17 protein-coding genes are annotated in these 17,421 nt (G+C 38.7%); 8 read left to right on the plus strand and 9 right to left on the minus strand.

The window, feature by feature from the left end; genetic code table 11:
- Window positions 1-4 precede the first annotated feature (4 nt).
- The 3 genes from NMG86_RS02330 (at window position 5) to NMG86_RS02340 (ending at window position 3,918) form a co-directional block, all read left to right on the plus strand.
- Window positions 5-940, plus strand: coding sequence for a HEAT repeat domain-containing protein (locus NMG86_RS02330; protein WP_043938890.1), 936 nt, complete (start codon window positions 5-7; stop codon window positions 938-940).
- 88 nt (window positions 941-1,028) lie between these two features.
- Window positions 1,029-3,320, plus strand: coding sequence for a tetratricopeptide repeat protein (locus tag NMG86_RS02335; protein WP_052338609.1), 2,292 nt, complete (start codon window positions 1,029-1,031; stop codon window positions 3,318-3,320).
- Window positions 3,321-3,429: 109 nt separating this feature from the next.
- Window positions 3,430-3,918, plus strand: a complete 489-nt coding sequence (locus NMG86_RS02340) for a hypothetical protein (protein WP_026788501.1) — start codon at window positions 3,430-3,432, stop codon at window positions 3,916-3,918.
- Window positions 3,919-3,935: 17 nt separating this feature from the next.
- Here NMG86_RS02340 and NMG86_RS02345 read toward each other — a convergent pair whose 3' ends face one another.
- The 6 genes from NMG86_RS02345 to NMG86_RS02370 form a co-directional block, all read right to left on the minus strand.
- Window positions 3,936-5,264 carry a hypothetical protein gene (locus NMG86_RS02345; protein WP_026788502.1) on the minus strand — a complete coding sequence of 443 codons (1,329 nt, stop codon included), beginning with the start codon at window positions 5,262-5,264 and terminating at the stop codon, window positions 3,936-3,938.
- Between the two features lie 206 nt (window positions 5,265-5,470).
- Window positions 5,471-6,697 (minus strand): SGNH/GDSL hydrolase family protein, encoded by a 1,227-nt coding sequence (locus NMG86_RS02350; protein WP_026796923.1) that lies wholly within the window; start codon window positions 6,695-6,697, stop codon window positions 5,471-5,473.
- A 2-nt stretch (window positions 6,698-6,699) separates the two neighbouring features.
- Window positions 6,700-7,908 carry an SGNH/GDSL hydrolase family protein gene (locus NMG86_RS02355; protein WP_026796924.1) on the minus strand — a complete coding sequence of 403 codons (1,209 nt, stop codon included), beginning with the start codon at window positions 7,906-7,908 and terminating at the stop codon, window positions 6,700-6,702.
- A gap of 3 nt (window positions 7,909-7,911) precedes the next feature.
- Complete coding sequence (locus tag NMG86_RS02360; RefSeq protein ID WP_087882252.1) at window positions 7,912-8,076, minus strand: DUF5989 family protein; 165 nt, start codon at window positions 8,074-8,076, stop codon at window positions 7,912-7,914.
- The gene (locus tag NMG86_RS02365) at window positions 8,076-8,489 is read right to left on the minus strand and encodes an SxtJ family membrane protein (protein ID WP_026796925.1); all 414 of its coding nucleotides are present in this window, start codon (window positions 8,487-8,489) and stop codon (window positions 8,076-8,078) included. Before NMG86_RS02365 ends, NMG86_RS02360 begins: the two co-directional genes overlap by 1 nt.
- A 168-nt stretch (window positions 8,490-8,657) precedes the next feature.
- A complete protein-coding gene (locus NMG86_RS02370) occupies window positions 8,658-10,589 on the minus strand; it encodes a carbamoyltransferase family protein (protein WP_026796926.1) in 1,932 nt (643 codons plus the stop codon).
- Window positions 10,590-10,869: 280 nt separating this feature from the next.
- On the opposite strand from NMG86_RS02370, the gene NMG86_RS02375 reads away from it, so the two are divergent.
- Complete coding sequence (locus NMG86_RS02375; protein ID WP_052338610.1) at window positions 10,870-11,376, plus strand: hypothetical protein; 507 nt, start codon at window positions 10,870-10,872, stop codon at window positions 11,374-11,376.
- A 121-nt stretch (window positions 11,377-11,497) separates the two neighbouring features.
- On the opposite strand, the gene NMG86_RS02380 is transcribed toward NMG86_RS02375, so the two are convergent.
- Together NMG86_RS02380 and NMG86_RS02385 are read right to left on the minus strand one after the other, a co-directional pair.
- Window positions 11,498-11,719 carry a hypothetical protein gene (locus NMG86_RS02380; protein ID WP_026796927.1) on the minus strand — a complete coding sequence of 74 codons (222 nt, stop codon included), beginning with the start codon at window positions 11,717-11,719 and terminating at the stop codon, window positions 11,498-11,500.
- Window positions 11,720-11,885: 166 nt separating this feature from the next.
- Window positions 11,886-12,482 (minus strand): hypothetical protein, encoded by a 597-nt coding sequence (locus tag NMG86_RS02385; protein ID WP_499103462.1) that lies wholly within the window; start codon window positions 12,480-12,482, stop codon window positions 11,886-11,888.
- 131 nt (window positions 12,483-12,613) lie between these two features.
- Between NMG86_RS02385 and NMG86_RS02390 the strand changes: the two genes are divergently transcribed.
- The 3 genes from NMG86_RS02390 (at window position 12,614) to NMG86_RS02400 (ending at window position 15,409) form a co-directional block, all read left to right on the plus strand.
- Complete coding sequence (locus NMG86_RS02390; protein ID WP_026796929.1) at window positions 12,614-13,159, plus strand: GAF domain-containing protein; 546 nt, start codon at window positions 12,614-12,616, stop codon at window positions 13,157-13,159.
- Window positions 13,160-13,190: 31 nt separating this feature from the next.
- Window positions 13,191-13,826, plus strand: a complete 636-nt coding sequence (upp, locus tag NMG86_RS02395; protein ID WP_026788510.1) for a uracil phosphoribosyltransferase — start codon at window positions 13,191-13,193, stop codon at window positions 13,824-13,826.
- A 104-nt stretch (window positions 13,827-13,930) separates the two neighbouring features.
- A complete protein-coding gene (locus NMG86_RS02400) occupies window positions 13,931-15,409 on the plus strand; it encodes a CoA-acylating methylmalonate-semialdehyde dehydrogenase (protein WP_026796930.1) in 1,479 nt (492 codons plus the stop codon).
- Window positions 15,410-15,450: 41 nt separating this feature from the next.
- Here the strand turns inward: NMG86_RS02400 and NMG86_RS02405 are convergent, their stop codons facing one another.
- Entirely contained in the window at window positions 15,451-16,623 is a 1,173-nt protein-coding gene (locus tag NMG86_RS02405) for a ferrochelatase (RefSeq protein ID WP_026788512.1), read from the minus strand.
- Between the two features lie 237 nt (window positions 16,624-16,860).
- On the opposite strand from NMG86_RS02405, the gene NMG86_RS02410 reads away from it, so the two are divergent.
- Window positions 16,861-17,406 carry a hypothetical protein gene (locus tag NMG86_RS02410; protein WP_026788513.1) on the plus strand — a complete coding sequence of 182 codons (546 nt, stop codon included), beginning with the start codon at window positions 16,861-16,863 and terminating at the stop codon, window positions 17,404-17,406.
- Window positions 17,407-17,421: the final 15 nt, after the last annotated feature.

Genomic DNA, 17,421 nt, shown 5'->3' on the forward strand with positions numbered 1-17,421 from the left:
TTTTATGGAAACCAACACCAAATTTAATGGGTTTTATTCTGCAAAATTAGCATTATTATGTTTATCAATGGTGCTATTGTTTGGGGGAAAAACTCAAACCCAAGCTATGACTACAACGGCGGTGATTGATCAGTTACAAAAATTAACTGATACTAACCGACAGAACCGTTTAGAAGCGATCAAAACCTTAAAAACCCTGGGTTCTCCGGCAATTCCGATTTTAGTCGAAGCCCTAACTGATGACCAGGAAAGCATCCGTCGGGGGGCGGCTTTTGCGTTGGGGGCGATGGCCCAAGATGCGGTGGATGCGGTTCCGGCGTTGTTGGCTACCTTAAAAGATCCAGTGTCGGCGGTGCGGATGGATGGGGCTGTGGCACTCAAACAAATTACCACAGCCTCCCCAGAAGCCTTGCAGCAAGCGGTTCAGGAGTTGACACCCCGATTAAACCATCCTGATACCGCCGTTCGTCAGGGGGCGGCTTTGGGCTTGGGAGTCATCGGTTCCGAGTCCCCAAATACTATCCCGCCGTTAATTGGGGCGTTGAAGGATACCGATGAGGAAGTCCGACTGGCGGCGGCGATCGCCCTTAAACGCATGGGTGCGGTGGCGGTTCCGGCTTTGAAAGAGGCGTTGAATCACCCGGATATGGGGGTGCGGGCTAGGGCGGCTTTTGCTTTGGGGAATATTCAGGCGTCGGGGATTACGGGTGTAACTCAAGCGCTACAAAATAGCGATCGCCAAATTCGTCAAACGGCCGCGATGACTTTGGATCAACTCACCTCTAATCAATTGTTGGTTCAACGATCAAATCAGCCTGGGGTCAGTCCTCAAGGAAATCAACCCGGAAATCGACCCCTGGGAAATCGACCCCTAGGAAATCGACCCCTAGGAAATCGCCCTGTGCCTCTGGGGAATCAACCCCGGGGGATGGGTTCTTAACTTTTTTGAAATTCTTAAATCTTGGCCCCCCGTAGAGACGTTGAATGCAGCCTCTCTACGGGGGGGAGAGGGGTAATCTATAGCATCTATGAATAATTGCAGATTAAATGTTAATATTAAAGGATTATATGCCGAGGCATTAGCCTTGGAACAGGCGGGATATTTTGAACCCGCACAGGCAAAATATCAACGGGTTTTAGAGTTAGATCAGAATAATATTGAGGCGTTGCAAGGTTTAGCAAGGACGTATTTTTATGATAAGAAATATGATCAAGTATTGGAAATTTTAGAACATTGCTTAATCTTAGATGGAACCCAAGGGAGTCAATATTATAGTTTGGGTTCGGTTTGGGAAAAACTGGGGAATATTACTGAAGCAATTTCGGCCTATAAATTGGGGATTGATTTAGATAAGAAAGGCATAGATGGGTGTTTAAAATTGGGTGACTTGTTGGCAGAATTGGGAGAATTTCAAACAGCACAATTCTATTATCAGCAAGGAATAGATCGACAACCCCATACAGCTATGGGATATTTAAAATTAGGCAATCTTTTTTTAGGACAAAATCGGGTAGAAGATGCGATCGCTATTTATGAAACAGCCTTAAATATTCATCCCAATCATGCTGATTTATTATATCAGATGGGATTAGCATTCAGGGTTAATCAAAATTCTGAAAGGGCGGATTTTTATTTTGCTTTAGCCGCAGAATCTCAAGATCAGTATGAAACAGCTATTCAATTTTATCATAATATTTTACAGACTCAATTAGCTACAGTTGAGATTTATTTAAGGTTGGGAAACTGTTATCAAAATTCAGATCAATGGTTGGAGGCGGTTGCTATTTATGAACAGGCTTTACCACGGTTTCCTGATGGGATAGAATTATATTTAGCTTTAATTTCAGCTTGGCAAAATTTGGGAGAAATTCAAACGGCATTGCAAATAGCTGAACAATCTATTGATAGGTTTCCAAATCATATTTCCGTCAGATTTGCTAAACAATCTTTGTTACCGATTTTATATAATAATTCTCCAGAAATTTTTAAGTTTAGACAAGATTTTACAGAAGAATTAGTTAAATTAATTGAACAAACAGATTTAGAGGATTTAGAAGTTAAACAACAGGCGTTAACCGCTATTGCTAGGGGAACTCATTTTTATTTACAATATCAGGGATATGATGATTTAGAACTACAAAAACAATATGGTGAATTTGTCCATCGAATTATGCAAGCGAATTATCCTGAATGGACAAAACCTTTATTATTAACACAATTAAGTCCTAATCAAAAAATTAAAGTTGGTTATATTTCCTCTCATTTAACCTGGCATACGGTCGGGTTAGTATTTTTAGGATGGTTGAGAGATTGCGATCGCGATCAATTTGAAATATATTGTTATTATACCGGAAAAGATACGGATTTTATTACTAATTTATTTCAACTTTATAGTGATCAATTTTATCATATTTATGGTAATTTAGAGAATATTGTTGAGCAAATTTTAGCTGATCAAATTCATATTCTGGTATTTTTAGATATTGGGATGTGTCCCCAACTTACCCAAATAGCCGGGTTACGAGTTGCCCCAATTCAATGTGCAGCTTGGGGACATCCAATTACTACGGGTTTACCGACGATTGATTATTTTATTTCTGCGGAATTATTAGAACCTCCTAGGGCTGAAAACCATTATTCAGAAAGGTTATTTTGTTTGCCGAATTTAGGAATTAATTATGCTCAACCTCCGTTATTAGAACAGCAAAAAACTCGGTTAGATTTTGGATTAAAAGCGGATACTATTTTATATTTATCCTGTCAATCTTTATTTAAGTATTTGCCAGATTTTGATTTAATATTAGTGGCGATCGCCAAGCAAGTAAAATCCGCTCAATTTGTGTTTATAGCCCATTGGAATGCTGCAATTACCGAAAAGTTTAAACAACGGTTAAAACGATCTTTTGCCGAACATTATTTAGATATTCAAGAATATTGTATGATTTTACCACGTTTAGATAAACTAGATTATTTACAACTTAATAATTTAGCTGATATTGGCTTAGATAGCCTGCAATTTACTGGGTTTTTAACCACTTTAGATAGTTTATCCTGTTGTCTTCCGCTTGTTGCTTATGAGGGAGAATGGATGAGAAGTCGTCAGTCTGCGGGAATATTAAACCGATTAGGAATTACAGAAACTATTGCCCAAAATCGAGAAGATTATATTAAAATAGCAATAAAGTTAGGATTAGATTTAGAATGGAGATTAGCAATTAGAGAAAAAATTAAACAAAATCAATGGATACTCTATGAGGATAAAAGTTGTGTCCCAGCATTAGAAAAATTTTATCAACAAACCATTCACAATTTTAATTAGATATCCCTAAATCCCCCTATTCCCTATTCCCTATTCCCTATTCCCTGTTCCCTCCCCCCCTAGCCCCCCGTGCACGGGGGGTTTGGGGGGGGCTATTCCCTGTTCCTATATGAGTCAAGCAATTTTAATTAATCTCAGAGAAGCGTTTTTTCATGCGCCTGGATTTTGGCAAAGTCGGTTTTTAATCAAAACCGGAAATTGGTGTAAATCAGTCGATGGTTTAGATAAAAGTCGCACCGATGGCTATTCTATTTTAGGAGGTTTTGTCAATCAATGTGATCAATTATCAACACAACAACCCGGATTATATTTATTTTGTGAAAAAAAGAAGCAAAAACAGAATGTTACAGAACGATTATATACTTTATTTATCTTAGAACCCGATGGAAGTGTAGAAGTATTAAACGAATTAAAAACAGCTAGTAAAGATTGGGGGGTGCAATTATGGCCGGAAATTGATGCCTATTTTATTCGACAACAAGATTCTGGAGAAAAAAGACGCCAACAATTAATGCAAGAAATTCAACAGTTAGAGTTTGAATTGAAGCAACGCCGCGGCGAATTAGCAGCATTAGACAGAGTTGAATTTGATCTTTAAATATTAAATCAAACCGATTAGGGACTGGGCTGATTTTTAAGAACATTAACAACTGAATCAGCAACAAAATTAGATAAAATATTTTCTCCTATTTTCTGATAGTGGCAACAGTTATCAATATAAGCTGGTTCTTTAGTATCATCAAGAATAGCTACTCCATCAAAAAAATTAATTTGATTAGCTTTGAGTTCATTCACCTCTTTTAATAAAAGAGGATATCCCTTTTTGACAGCATCTTGATAGGGACTATCTTGACTAAAGGCAACTTTTTTTTCCGCTTCACTAAACACTCGCTTTGTGGGATAATATTGATTAGGTTGTAAAATATGGAAATAGGGAATATTATTTTCTTTTAAAACTTCATGGATTAAAATGGAACTTTTAGCCCAATGATTAGCAATTTTTGGAAATAGTTTAGCATCGGTTAAAATGGGATTTTGCATATAAAAATAAATCACACTTTCCGCCGTACTACCCTCCTCCGTAGGCTTCTGGCGATATCGTTCAAATCGTGCCACATCTCGGCGATAGTTTTTAACTAAGTCTTCAACATACAGGGACATGACCGCATTACAAGCAGCTAAGGGACAATCTTTTAAAGTCTCTAAGGCATTTTTGATTTTAGGTTTATTATCTTTAATTCTTAATAGGGTTTTGAGGGCTTTAGTCGATAAACTATTATTAGCTAAACCCGTTAAGGCTTGAACATGGGATGAACTGGGCATGGCAAATTCTAATCCATTTTGATTATTAATATTAGCGAGGGCAACTTCATTAAAACCATCAATATTAATTACCAGATCAAATTTTTGCCCCAAAGAAAGCAGATAATTTAAAGTAATTAGCTGTTGGGGTTGTTTATAGCCTCCAGTTGCTAAGGAAATAATAATTAATTCTTTGCCTTTGAATTGAGGAAGTTGTTGGAGTTTTTTCTCTAAAATCTTATTTTGAACTTCATAAATTGAGTAATTCCCCGCAACGGAGCCACCTAAAACTCCAACAATTACTTGATTTTTATTGGTTTTTGTGTAGGGGTAATCATAAGGAGAAATAAACCCATAATTATTATACTTAAATCCCGGTCTAAAATCGGGGCCAGGTTTCTGTATATAACCAAAATAAGGATGCAATCTTTCGACTATAGATTCCCCGACTCTCACCCCTTCTAAATTAACTCCTAGGTTCTGTAAATCCTCTGTACGTTCCCGGGTATAATAGAATTGTTGATGCTTAGAATAATAAAAAATTAACGAGCCAATTTCTAAAAGAACAAATAAAACAACTAGGTTAATTAACCCTATTTTTAGACCTTGTTGAACTTGAGGAAAGAATTTAAAATTTTTCATAATCGTAATACAATAAAGTTAAAACCAAAAAATCAGAATTGTTAATAACTCAAGAAAATCACTATATCATATATAGCACTAAGCATTATAGTTAGGACACTTCTAAATCCTGTTCCCTCCCCCCCTAGCCCCCCGTGCACGGGGGGTTTGGGGGGCTGTTCCCTGTTCCCTGTTCCCTGTTCCCTTTTCTAAGAGTGCGTAACACTTTATGGTTGAGTTTTTTTGGTTTGACTCATCAGTTGTTGACAAACTTGACTCGCCATTAATTCCCCGGCGACGCGATTTCCCTCAACGTTCCAATGTCCGCCACAGACTTCCGCATTCTTAAATCCATGTAAACAAATTCCGGCTCTTTCTGCTTCTTTTCGTAATGGTTTTGCTAACTGTAAAACCGGAAATCCCTTTTGTTTTCCTAACGCTTCAATTCGCTTATTTGGGTAAAATAAATCTTTAATTTGATGTTTTTCCATAAATTCTTGACGTTTTTTGAGATCGGGCAGAACTTGAAAGGAGTCACTTACCATTATTAGCATAAAATCCTTTCCTTTGGCTTTAACTTCATCCCTGAGTAATGTAATTAACTGTTCTGTAATTTTCCAAGCTTGTTGCCAATTTTGATCGGGGGGTTCCTTATAAAAATTAATCTCCGTTTCCTGATAGTCTTTTTGCAACTGACGACGTTTAGATTCCATTTCCGCTTGTCTCATTACTTGTAATATTCGAGAATTTGTCATTAATGGATAAGGTAATTGATCCATTTTAGAAAATAAATAATAATCTCGTTCAATACTATTAGGATTTAATTTTCTAAAGGATACATCTTCCACAAGTTGACCATTTTTTTCGACAAAATAGGGACGTAAATGATCATGTTCTAAGGGGCGAAAATTATTTCTAATATCATTCCCTGGATAGAACCCCAAAATTACTAAATCGGGAGAAAATTGTTGGGCATGATGTCGCCAAGTCATTAATTCTTGGGCAGTCCCATAACCCTGAACTCCAAAATTTAAGACTTCAATATTTTTCCCCTTTAAAATCGGGCAGGTTTTTAATTGAGTTTCCATAATTGATAATGCCGTTTTTTCTAGGGGAACGTGCAAAGCTTCCATAAAAGAATCCCCTATTACAGCAATGCGATAACTATTAGCTGGTTTTTCTAAAGTTCGTTCGCGATCGCGCATTCCAAAACTGTTCATTTTCACTTCTGAAACCTCTCCTTCCCCCGCCCAAACTGTTTTAGCATTCGGTCGAGGTGACCAACCCCGTTCGGGATCGTTGACGCTATATGCGAGAGATTCGGAGTCCGCCGGAAGGGGCGGTTGATGTTCAATTCCTGCAATTCTTAATCCCACTTCCCCCAAAACAATTGCTAAGACTAAACTCGCAAAAACTAAGCTTGTATTTAAAATTAACGACTTCCAAATCTTCATAATTATTTTTTATTTTCACACAATTGATTAGCAATTAATTCTGCGGCTAAACGATGTCCCTCTGGATTCCAATGTCCCCCACAAAGCGTACCATTTTTTTTAAACCCATGTAAACAGGTTTGATTTTTGGTTGCATAGGACTGAAAAGCGGGGGCTAAGTCTAAGACCGGGAAATTATTCCGTTTCCCGATATCTTTTAACCGTTGATTGGGATAATATAAATTATCAATTTTATTAGAGACTTGAAAGAATTTTCTGGTGGCTTCATCTTGATGAACTTGCATTGGATCGGCAATAATAACTAATAAAAAATTAGCTTCTTTATTTTTGACTTCTTGCTGCATTGAGGTGATTAAATCTTCTGTAATTTGCCATGCTTCTTTCCAATTAGAGTCTTTAGGTTCCCGAAAGGTGCTAACACTTAATTCGTTAGAGTGTTTAACCAAATTATTTTTGCGATATTCTAATTCGGCTTTTTTTGCCACCTGTAAAATCCGAGAGTTATTGACTAACCAATCGGGAAAATGATCAACGGTTGTAATCAAATAGCGATTACTATAGCCCAAGGGCAAATCACGGAAAGAAAAATCCGGTTCTAATTGACCATTTTTATACACAAAAAACGGCCGATAATAGTTATTTTCTAATTGTCGGGAATTATCAATCACATCATTGCCAACAAAAAAGGAAACAATGACTAAATCAGGATTATATTTTCCTACTTTTTCCCGCAAGGTGATTAATTGTTGGGCGGTTCCATAGCCATCAACACCAAAATTGAGAACTTCAATGTTTTTACCTTCAAATTGCTGACATTTACCCAAGGTTTTTTCTAATACTGAAGTGTAGTTACTCTCCCCTGCAACCTGGGAAGCTAAGGTAAAAGAATCCCCTAAAACCGCAATTCTAAAGGTATTTTTAGGTTTAGCGATCGCATATTCCTTATCCCTCAATCCATCACTATTAATTTCAATATAAGATTCACCTTCATACTGCCACCATCCCTTTGCCCCAGGTCGATTCGACCAACCGAGATCGGGATCGGATTGGGTAAAAAAGGAGGGAGAAAAAACCGCATGACCGGGTTCAGGAAGTTTTTTTAATCCCTGAATATTGGCTACCCTTAAACCGATTTCCCCGACAGCAAAACCCAGGACTAAACTACTTAAAGCCAGCCCTAGATTTACTGCCCATATTTTCAACTGCCCCATCGTTTAGAATAAGGTATAAATAAACGGTGCGATCGCCGAACCATGACTCAGAACAATCAAAGCCCCTAATAAAACGAGTGTAATAATTAGAGGCAATAACCAATACTTTTTGCGTTCTCTCATGAACGCCCAAATATCTTTCAAAAAATCTAATGTTGCTTCAAACACTAGAAGGGACGCTCCATACTTTCTTTGGTTCTAACTTGACTCGCAACCCGATAGGTTGAGAGATTGGGATTTAATTCGCGCCGCATCGCATCAGAACCGAATAGGCGTTTAATAAATCCCATCGGAGCCATCATAACGTAAAAGACGACACCCAGAATAATCTTGCTGTTAATTGCCCCCATGAATAACCCGAATTTCATCCAGTAGTGATACACGGGATTTAAGGTTTTGGGGGAGATTAGAGCCCAAATGATCATAACGGTTCCCAACACCCAGGGCCAAGTGCGGGGGGGCCAATGTCCGAATAACAAGGGTAAAACCAGACCAAATAAGCCAATAATAATGGCTCCGGTTGTTAGTCCAAATTCGCGTAATCCTTTAGCGTCAAGTTGAGGAATATCGTGATCAGTCATAATCTTAATTTAATTCAACCGTAGTGAGCCCTGAAGGGCTCTAAAATCATTTCCTCGTTCCCAGGCTCCCGCCTGGGAATGAATTTTAAGAGGCTCTGCCTCCTAGATCAAGGGTGGCAGAGCCTCCAATCAAGCATTTCTAGGTAGAACCTAGAAACGAGAGTAACGTTAATCTAATTCAAATTCTTTTTGCCAAGCATCATCTTTTTCCCAGGGCGTTTGTTCGGTTTTAGCTAATAAGAAATTCTCCAAAACCAGATAATCCATTTCCGTTCGCATAAAACAACGGTAGGCATCTTCGGGACTCCCAACAATCGGTTCTCCCCGCACGTTAAAAGAGGTATTAACAATCACAGGACAGCCCGTTTGTTTTTCAAAATGATGAATTAAATCATAATAACGGGGGTTAGTTTCTTTGTGAATAGTTTGTACCCGGGCGGAATAATCAACGTGGGTAATAGAGGGAAGTTCTGAACGGGGAACATTGAGTTTTTCAATCCCAAATAGTTGTTCCTGTTCTGGAGTCATGGGAATTCTTAAACTCTCTTGAACCGGAGCTACAATTAACATATAGGGACTGGGACGATCTAATTCAAAATAATCAGAAACTCGTTCCGCCCTCACCGATGGGGCAAAGGGTCGGAAAGACTCTCTATATTTAATTTTCAGGTTCATTACCGACTGCATTTTCTGATTGCGCGGATCACCAATAATTGAACGTCCTCCTAACGCCCTCGGCCCAAATTCCATCCGTCCTTGGAACCATCCAATTACGTTTCCATCGGCTAAAATTTCCGCTAGACGGGGCATTAATTCCACATCATCTAAGCGTAAATATTTTGCCCCAGCCGTGTCTAAATACTCCTGAATTTCAGCATCGCTAAATTTTGGCCCCAAATAGGAACCTTGCATATAATCCAAGCGTTTTTGATGGGTTTTTAACGCTATAACGGAAGGTTTTGATCCGGCACTGGTTTCTAACAGTTTTTCCGCCGAAATATCAAAGGCAAGATCGGTTTCTACGTTGCGAGGTTGTTGATGATATTGATACCAAACCGCTAAGGCTGCCCCCAACGCACCCCCCGCATCTCCGGCGGCTGGTTGAATCCAAATATCCTTAAACGGGCCTTCCCGCAGAATCCGGCCGTTAGCCACGCAGTTGAGGGCCACACCTCCGGCTAAACAGAGATAATCGACGTTTAACTCCTTCTGGACACTGCGGGTTAGACGTAAAACCACTTCTTCGGTGACAACTTGAATCGAGGCGGCAATGTCCATTTCCCGTTGGCTAATCGGGGTTTCGGGTTTGCGAGGCGGGCCACCAAAGAGTTGATCAAACTTGCTATTGGTCATGGTTAGACCGACGGCATAATTAAAATATTCCAGATTTAATCGGAATGTACCGTCGTCTTTTAAATCAATTAAATGGGTGAGGATTTTATCAACATAAATGGGTTCGCCGTAAGGTGCTAATCCCATTAATTTATATTCCCCGGAGTTAACTTTAAACCCGGTATAATAGGTAAAAGCCGAATAAAGTAAACCCAAAGAATGGGGAAAATCTATTTCCCAAACCGGGGTTAAACTATTGCCATCTCCTAGCCAAACCGAGGTTGTCGCCCATTCTCCCACGCCATCTAAACACATTACCGCCGCTTTTTGAAAGGGACTAGGAAAGAAGGCAGAAGCCGCGTGGGATTGATGATGTTCGGTAAATAATAGGGGGGGAAGTTTAGCTTTTTTAGCCCCGGCTATGGTCGCTAATTCTTTTTTTAATACGGTTTTCAGGTAAAGTTTTTCTTTTAACCAAACGGGCATGGCCTTCATAAAAGAACGAAATCCTCGTGGCACGTAGCTGAGGTATGTTTCGAGGAGTCGTTCAAATTTAACCAGGGGTTTATCATAAAAAACAACCTGATCAATTTCAAAAAAAGTGATGTTCGCTTCCTGAAGACAATAGCGGATGGCATTGGCGGGAAATCCGGGGTCGTGTTTTTTGCGCGTAAACCGTTCTTCCTGGGCCGCGGCTACGATTTTACCATCACAGACGAGCGCCGCGGCGCTGTCATGGTAGTAGGCTGAAATTCCAAGTATGTTCATTGATGTCTCCTCACTAGGCGCAGTCGAGCCTGTCTGTGATTATAAAGAAAAAAGAAATAATCCAGAGATTATAGCGTTAAGTGGACAATCTGCCGCAAAGGTTGACGGTTAGCTGTTGAAGGTTGATGGTTTAGGAGGAGTTCCACTGCTTAGGTTGACCAAATTGAAAGTTCATAAGATCATGATATTGTTAAAAAATAAAGACTGGCAACCCACTCAAACTGCTGAAAGCCCGTTAAAATACGTCGATGAAAAAATGGGACATATAAAATTATAGATTATGGATAGACTTAATTATTGGCAGTTACCAGGTTTAGAAAATATCTATCTTGAAGATAGTTATGTATTGGGCATTAAAACTGATACCTCTATAGAATTCTTTTTAGAAGCTATTTTGACAGAAAATCATCCGCTTTACACTTCTCCTTTGCCTGGAGAACAGTATTGTTATCGAAGCATAACTTTAAAATTTCCCCATCCCCAAACCTATAATCTAACTTTAAATAAAATGCTCCCAATTGTCGATCCTGATGGAACTTGGGATTATGGTAATATTGATGAGTTTTTTTTGGAAAACGAAGCCTATCATTTAATAGGTGAATGGGGAGAATTAACCATTGTTTCAGATTCTCCTATTATTGAATTTGATTCTAACTTTTCAATAACTAATAGTGACTTTCTGCAAAAAACGATTAGTTTTGAAAAAATCAAAGACATTTATTCAACTTTAATTGATGAAAATGTTAAATCTTTATCAATTAATTTTTCCGTGTTAGCAATGCGTTAAATCATTGTTGATATAAAATCCAGAAAATATTCCTGATAACCATAATTAATTCAGTTGTTTGCGATGAATATTAACCCAAATTCAACTATCAGGCCGTACCTCAAGCCACTGATTAATTAATTTATTGATTTTCTATTTCATCATATAAACTTTCAACTAAATTTTCTAATTTTTCTTCAGAACAACAGTCAATTAACATATCAAAAGCATCCAGCAGTTTAGCGGCATTTTCTCCTAAAATGGGACTCATATCCCAAACATCTTGTACCCAGTCTCTAGGGAGTTCATCATCAAAAATCATACGTTCTAAAAGTTGTCTGGATTCCGTTTTGCTCAGAGTCATAATACTGCAAAATTACTAAGATTGGCACTTCAACTATAATATCAAATTGTGGTGATTAGTTGGGTTACGGAAGATACAACCTAACTTTTAGACTCAATCACTATAACGTTCTTCCCCATTAACCCCTAACGACCACTTTTATAAGTATACTATTAAACGCCTAACTTTAATTAGAATTAGAGGTAGGTTTACCAAAAATTGTAAAAGACATTTTTCCGGTTAAGCCACTTTTCCAGGTCAAGTCATCCCGATCTCGAAAAAAGATTTTTAGATCGGCATCCTGTAATTGAGTTTTGGGCTCAGTAGTCATCCATAACCAGTCATCAGTATGACCCTGAGTATTATTAACAATTGATAACAAATACCGTCCCGGTTCTAATTGAAACGGGATCACCGAACCCACATAATTAAATACGGGATGGGAAAACCGTTCAATATTGGTTTTAGTTTGGCGTACTTCCCTTAACTGCACATCAATTTTAGGTTTAATTTCTGGGACTCCTTCAACCATTTTAAAAATTCTCAAAGAAAATTTATCCTTTGAAGGTTGACCATCGGGGAAATATTGACCATGCCAATCAATTTGATCCACTTCAACTGTTTCGTTAATGATAAATTCATGGCCAATTTGTTGTTGTCCAGAGAAATATTGACCATCAAAATCACTCAGTAATCCAAAGGAACCATTGCCTTCACCGGAACCAACAATCACCTCAGCCTTTACTGAAATCAACAAATAGTTAGCCCAGATAAAACTACTCAAAAATCCAGTTAAAATTATCGCAGATGACTTGAAAAACTTAATTTTTTTTGACATCATAAAACTTGATAATTGATCTTGAAAACTCAAATTAATATACAATAGTAACAGTGAACTTCAACTCAATCCTCTCTATGATACCTGCTCCGATCCCAGACAACGAAAAAGAACGATTAGAAGCCCTGTATGACTATCAAATTCTCGATACCCAAGCGGAACCTTCTTTTGATGAACTAACCCTGCTGGCGACCTATATTTGCAAAACACCGATTGCTTTAATTAGTTTACTCGATCGCGATCGTCAATGGTTTAAATCAATTATTGGCCCGATACCACCAGAAACAAACCGAGATATTGCCTTTTGTTCCTATTGTATTTTACAACAGGATTTCATGATTGTTCCCGATACCTTAAAAGATGAACGATTTATTAATAATCCCCTGGTTATATCCGAACCCAAAATCCGTTTTTATGGTGGTTTTCCCTTGGTCAATAATCAAGGTTTTGCCATTGGAAGCCTATGTGTGATGGATTTTATGCCTCGGAATTTAGCCCTAGCTCAAACTGAATCTTTAAAACTGATTAATCATCAAATTATGAGACAGTTAAACACCCGTCGCCATCTTTCTAGTATCAACCAAGCCGTTGATTATTGTTTTAAATCATTGACAGCCAGCTAATTTTTATTAAGATTTTATTCCCCCTTAACCTATGTATCCTAACGTTACGATTATTGAGCATCCTTTGGTTCAACATAAACTCACCTTGATGCGACGAGAACAAACCAGTACCGCTAAATTTCGGCAATTATTGCGGGAAATTAGTATGTTATTAGCCTATGAAATTACCAGGGATTTACCCCTAAAAAAAGAGTTAATTCAAACCCCCCTTGCTGCGATGGAAGCACCGATTTTAGCCTCGGAGAAAAAAATGGTGATTGTTTCCATTATGCGGGCAGGTCAGGGAATTTTAGATGGAATTTTAGAATTAATTCCTTCGGCAAGAGTCGGACATATTGGTTTATATCGAGATCCTCGAACCTTTATCCCTATTGAATATTATTTCAAACTTCCTGATGATATAGAAGAACGGGAAGTTTTAGTAGTTGATCCGATGATTGCTACGGGAAATACAGCCATTGCTGCTATCCAAAGATTGAAACAAACTAACCCTTTTTCGGTCAAATTTCTGTGTTTAATTGCCTCTCCCGAAGGGATTAAAAATTTTCATTCCTATCACCCTGATGTTCCTCTATATACGGCTGCCATTGATGATCATTTAGATGAACATGGGTATATTATTCCGGGGTTGGGGGATGCGGGCGATCGCCTATTTGGAACTAAATAATTAGCAGGATAAGATAGTAAAGCTTACTATAGTTAATTAACTATTATAACAGCTTTTACCAGAAAAATGTCAGTCAAAAGTAAAAATTTTAGGGAATAGCAAAAATGAAAACAGTTAAAATTTTACCTAACTATATTAATGGAAAATGGGATTTATCCCAGGCAACAGAAACCTTAGATATCATTAACCCGGCGACCTTAGAAGTATTAGCAAAAGTCCCTCTTTCTCCTGCAACGGAACTGAATCAGGTGGCAGAAATCGCCCAAAAATCCTTTAATTCATGGCGACAAACCCCAGTTACAGAAAGGATTCGTTATTTGTTTAAACTCAGAGAATTACTTGAACAAAATCAACAGGATTTAGCAGAAACAATAACCTTAGAATGTGGAAAAACCCTGGCTGAATCCCTAGGAGAATTACAACGGGCAATTGAAAATGTGGAAGTTGCTTGTGGTGTTCCTAGCTTAATTCAAGGTTACAATTCCGAAGATATTGCTAGGGGAATTGATGAAATGATGATTCGTCAACCTTTAGGAGTTGTGGCGATTATTGCCCCGTTTAATTTTCCGGGGATGATTCCATTTTGGTTTTTTCCTTATGCGATCGCCTGTGGCAATACTTGTATTATTAAACCCTCGGAAAAAGTACCTTTAACCATGCAAAAGGTGTTTGGTTTAATTGATCAATTAGGACTACCCCCAGGAGTGATTAATTTAATCAATGGAGGCAAAGAAACCGTTGATGCTATTTTAGAAAATCCCCAGATTAAAGCGATTAGTTTTGTCGGTTCCACGGCCGTTGCTAAATATGTTTATAGTCGGGCTGCTGCTAATGGCAAACGGGCACAATGTCAGGGCGGGGCAAAAAATCCGGCGATTATTTTACCCGATGCTGATTTAGAAATGACCACAAAAATTATTGCTGATAGCGCCTTTGGTTGTGCCGGACAACGGTGTTTAGCCACATCAATTGCGATTACTATTGGTCAAGCTAAACAGAGTTTTACCGATGCGATCGCCGCGGCTGCAGAAACTCGAATTGTTGGTTATGGATTAAATAAAAATGTCCAAATGGGAACGGTTATTTCCGCCGAAAGTAAAACTCGAATTGAAGGATTAATTCAACAGGGAAAACAGGAAGGAGGCAAAATTTTAATTGATGGCAGAAATCCTAAAATTTCCGGCTATGAACAGGGTTATTTTATCCGCCCGACTATTTTACAAGATATTAACCCCCAGGGAGAAATTGCCCGCACCGAAATTTTTGGCCCGGTATTAAGTTTAATTCATCTAAATACAATGGAAGAAGCGATCGCATTTATTAATCAAAGTGAATACGGCAATATGGCCTGTTTATTTACTCGCAGTGGGGCGGCAGCGCGACAGTTTCGCTATCAAGTTCAGGCGGGAAATATTGGGATTAATATTGGTGTCGCCGCACCGATGGCATTCTTTCCTTTTAGTGGTTGGAAAAATAGTTTTTTTGGAGATTTACACGGTCAAGGACAGCAGGCGGTTGAGTTTTTTACCCAAACAAAAGTTGTGGTTGAAAGGTGGTTATCTGACTGGTCACGACAATTTTAACTGGGGATTTGGAGGGCGAGGAGACCTCGCCCCTACCTGTTTTAATGATGATGGTGATGATCGTGACCATGATCATGATCATGACTGTGGTGGTGATCATCATGGCTATGAACACTCACCAAGGAAGGATTGACCGCCAAAGCCATTTCATTTAATAATGCTTCAATTTGGGGGTTTGCCCAATCTGCGGACATTTTTAAAAACTCTGGATGGTCGTTAACACACTCCATTTGTACATATTTAACATCACCATATTTCCGACGTAAACCCTCAATAATATGCTCAACATCTAACAGGGTTTCATGGTTTTCGGTGGCAAATCCAATCGGCATAAAGACAATCGCTTTTGCCCCTAATTCAATTAAATTATTCGCCGCCAATTGAGCGTTAGGTTGTGTCCATTCAATTAAGGGGGTATCATGGTTTAACCAACCCACAGAAATTAACGGATAACGGTTAATTAAATTTTCCCGAACCTGCTCATAAAGGGCTTGACTTTCATCAATTCCCGATGTAAACCCTTTGGCTTTGTGGGGACAACCATGATTCATTAAAACAATCCCAATTTGAGAGGGGAGACAGGATTGAATCAGGTCTTTTTGAATCTTGTCTTCTACTAACTGTCCTAGCAGTTGAATATAGGCAGGTTCATTATAAAAAGAAGGGATATACCGTTGACCTTTTATCCAATGTTCACCTTCATTTGCTAATTTTTCCAGGGCTATATTCACCTGTTCCACGGCAATTCCACTGGTAAAAATAGAATCAACCACTAACAGAGGATAAATTAACAGTTTATCAAATCCTTCGGCTTGAATTTGAGTTAAAACCTGTTCAGGCAGAAAGGGAGCGCAGAAGTTAAAGGCTTTAAATACTTTAATCCGATCTCCCCATTTTTCTTTTAAATGTTCCTCAATTCCCACCCGTTGTTTCTCAAAAATGGCATTATGGGGAGAAATAAAATTCCCATGTTGATGACTCCATTCATGGAGATCAAACATCGCTAAAAGTTTAGCTAAAGGCGGATAGACCCAAGTGGGAACCGGGGCAAATTTAGCGGTCAAAAGGTTTAAAGCCTGTTCGTTATAATTGGCAAAGTCTTCATAACTTTCGACTTCACCATAACCCATCAGCAAAACCGCAACTCGATTTTTACCCTCTGCATGGGTCGGTGCTGAATTAATTATTTCCAGTCTTTCAGGAGTCGCAACCAAGTTTTTGTCCTCACGTTCAAGTGCTACTATCGAGTCCTGCTAGGGAACCGTCCCCGACGTTATCCGACGGGGGTATATCCTTTAGAATGACTCTCTTTGATAGTTTAACATCCCATACAGGGGGATGGGGTAAAACAGTGAAGTAGTATCATAGCACCCATTCCCCATTCCCCATTCCCCATTCCCCATTCCCCATTCCCCATTCCCCATTCCCCATTCGTACTTACCCATCAACAAATGCTATTAATTTGTCCTGGCATTCATCCACCGGAATTAACGGAATCTTTTTTAGATGGAGTTTTGGAAAATTGGAAAAATCAACAACAATTGGGAGAATTATTGATTTTTCCAACTCAAGATTATCCCGCCTATTCAAGTCTTGATATTTTTAATTTTATTGATCAAAATCATCCCAAATCTGCTATAATAATTATAGCTTTTAGTGCCGGAGTTGTCGGAGCAATTGGGGCTGCTTTAGCTTGGCAACAATTGGGGGGGGAAATTCAAGGATTGATTGCCATTGATGGTTGGGGGGTTCCTTTAATCGGTAATTTCCCAATTTATCGCATCAGTCATGATTATTTTACCCATTGGAGTTCGGCATTATTAGGAGGAGGAATAGAAAGTTTTTATGCCGATCCTGCCGTTGAACATTTAGAATTATGGCGATCGCCCCAAACCACAAAAGGATGGTGGATACATCAAACCTCAACGGGATTAAAAACCGCAACTCCCACCACCGCCAGAACATTTATTCAAAATGTATTTAATAGTTTAAACTAGAGAAACTCATTCAAT

The organism is Planktothrix rubescens CCAP 1459/22, assembly GCA_904830895.1.
GTDB lineage: Bacteria > Cyanobacteriota > Cyanobacteriia > Cyanobacteriales > Microcoleaceae > Planktothrix > Planktothrix agardhii.

What these genes read in the sequence shown, in the direction of transcription:
- NMG86_RS02330 (WP_043938890.1), top strand. Translation starts at nt 5, where the DNA reads ATGGAAACCAACACCAAATTTAATGGGTTTTATTCTGCAAAATTAGCA.
- NMG86_RS02335 (WP_052338609.1), top strand. Translation starts at nt 1,029, where the DNA reads ATGAATAATTGCAGATTAAATGTTAATATTAAAGGATTATATGCCGAG.
- NMG86_RS02340 (WP_026788501.1), top strand. Translation starts at nt 3,430, where the DNA reads ATGAGTCAAGCAATTTTAATTAATCTCAGAGAAGCGTTTTTTCATGCG.
- NMG86_RS02345 (WP_026788502.1), bottom strand. Translation starts at nt 5,264, where the DNA reads ATGAAAAATTTTAAATTCTTTCCTCAAGTTCAACAAGGTCTAAAAATA.
- NMG86_RS02350 (WP_026796923.1), bottom strand. Translation starts at nt 6,697, where the DNA reads ATGAAGATTTGGAAGTCGTTAATTTTAAATACAAGCTTAGTTTTTGCG.
- NMG86_RS02355 (WP_026796924.1), bottom strand. Translation starts at nt 7,908, where the DNA reads ATGGGGCAGTTGAAAATATGGGCAGTAAATCTAGGGCTGGCTTTAAGT.
- NMG86_RS02365 (WP_026796925.1), bottom strand. Translation starts at nt 8,489, where the DNA reads ATGACTGATCACGATATTCCTCAACTTGACGCTAAAGGATTACGCGAA.
- NMG86_RS02370 (WP_026796926.1), bottom strand. Translation starts at nt 10,589, where the DNA reads ATGAACATACTTGGAATTTCAGCCTACTACCATGACAGCGCCGCGGCG.
- NMG86_RS02375 (WP_052338610.1), top strand. Translation starts at nt 10,870, where the DNA reads ATGGATAGACTTAATTATTGGCAGTTACCAGGTTTAGAAAATATCTAT.
- NMG86_RS02380 (WP_026796927.1), bottom strand. Translation starts at nt 11,719, where the DNA reads ATGACTCTGAGCAAAACGGAATCCAGACAACTTTTAGAACGTATGATT.
- NMG86_RS02390 (WP_026796929.1), top strand. Translation starts at nt 12,614, where the DNA reads ATGATACCTGCTCCGATCCCAGACAACGAAAAAGAACGATTAGAAGCC.
- upp (WP_026788510.1), top strand. Translation starts at nt 13,191, where the DNA reads ATGTATCCTAACGTTACGATTATTGAGCATCCTTTGGTTCAACATAAA.
- NMG86_RS02400 (WP_026796930.1), top strand. Translation starts at nt 13,931, where the DNA reads ATGAAAACAGTTAAAATTTTACCTAACTATATTAATGGAAAATGGGAT.
- NMG86_RS02410 (WP_026788513.1), top strand. Translation starts at nt 16,861, where the DNA reads ATGCTATTAATTTGTCCTGGCATTCATCCACCGGAATTAACGGAATCT.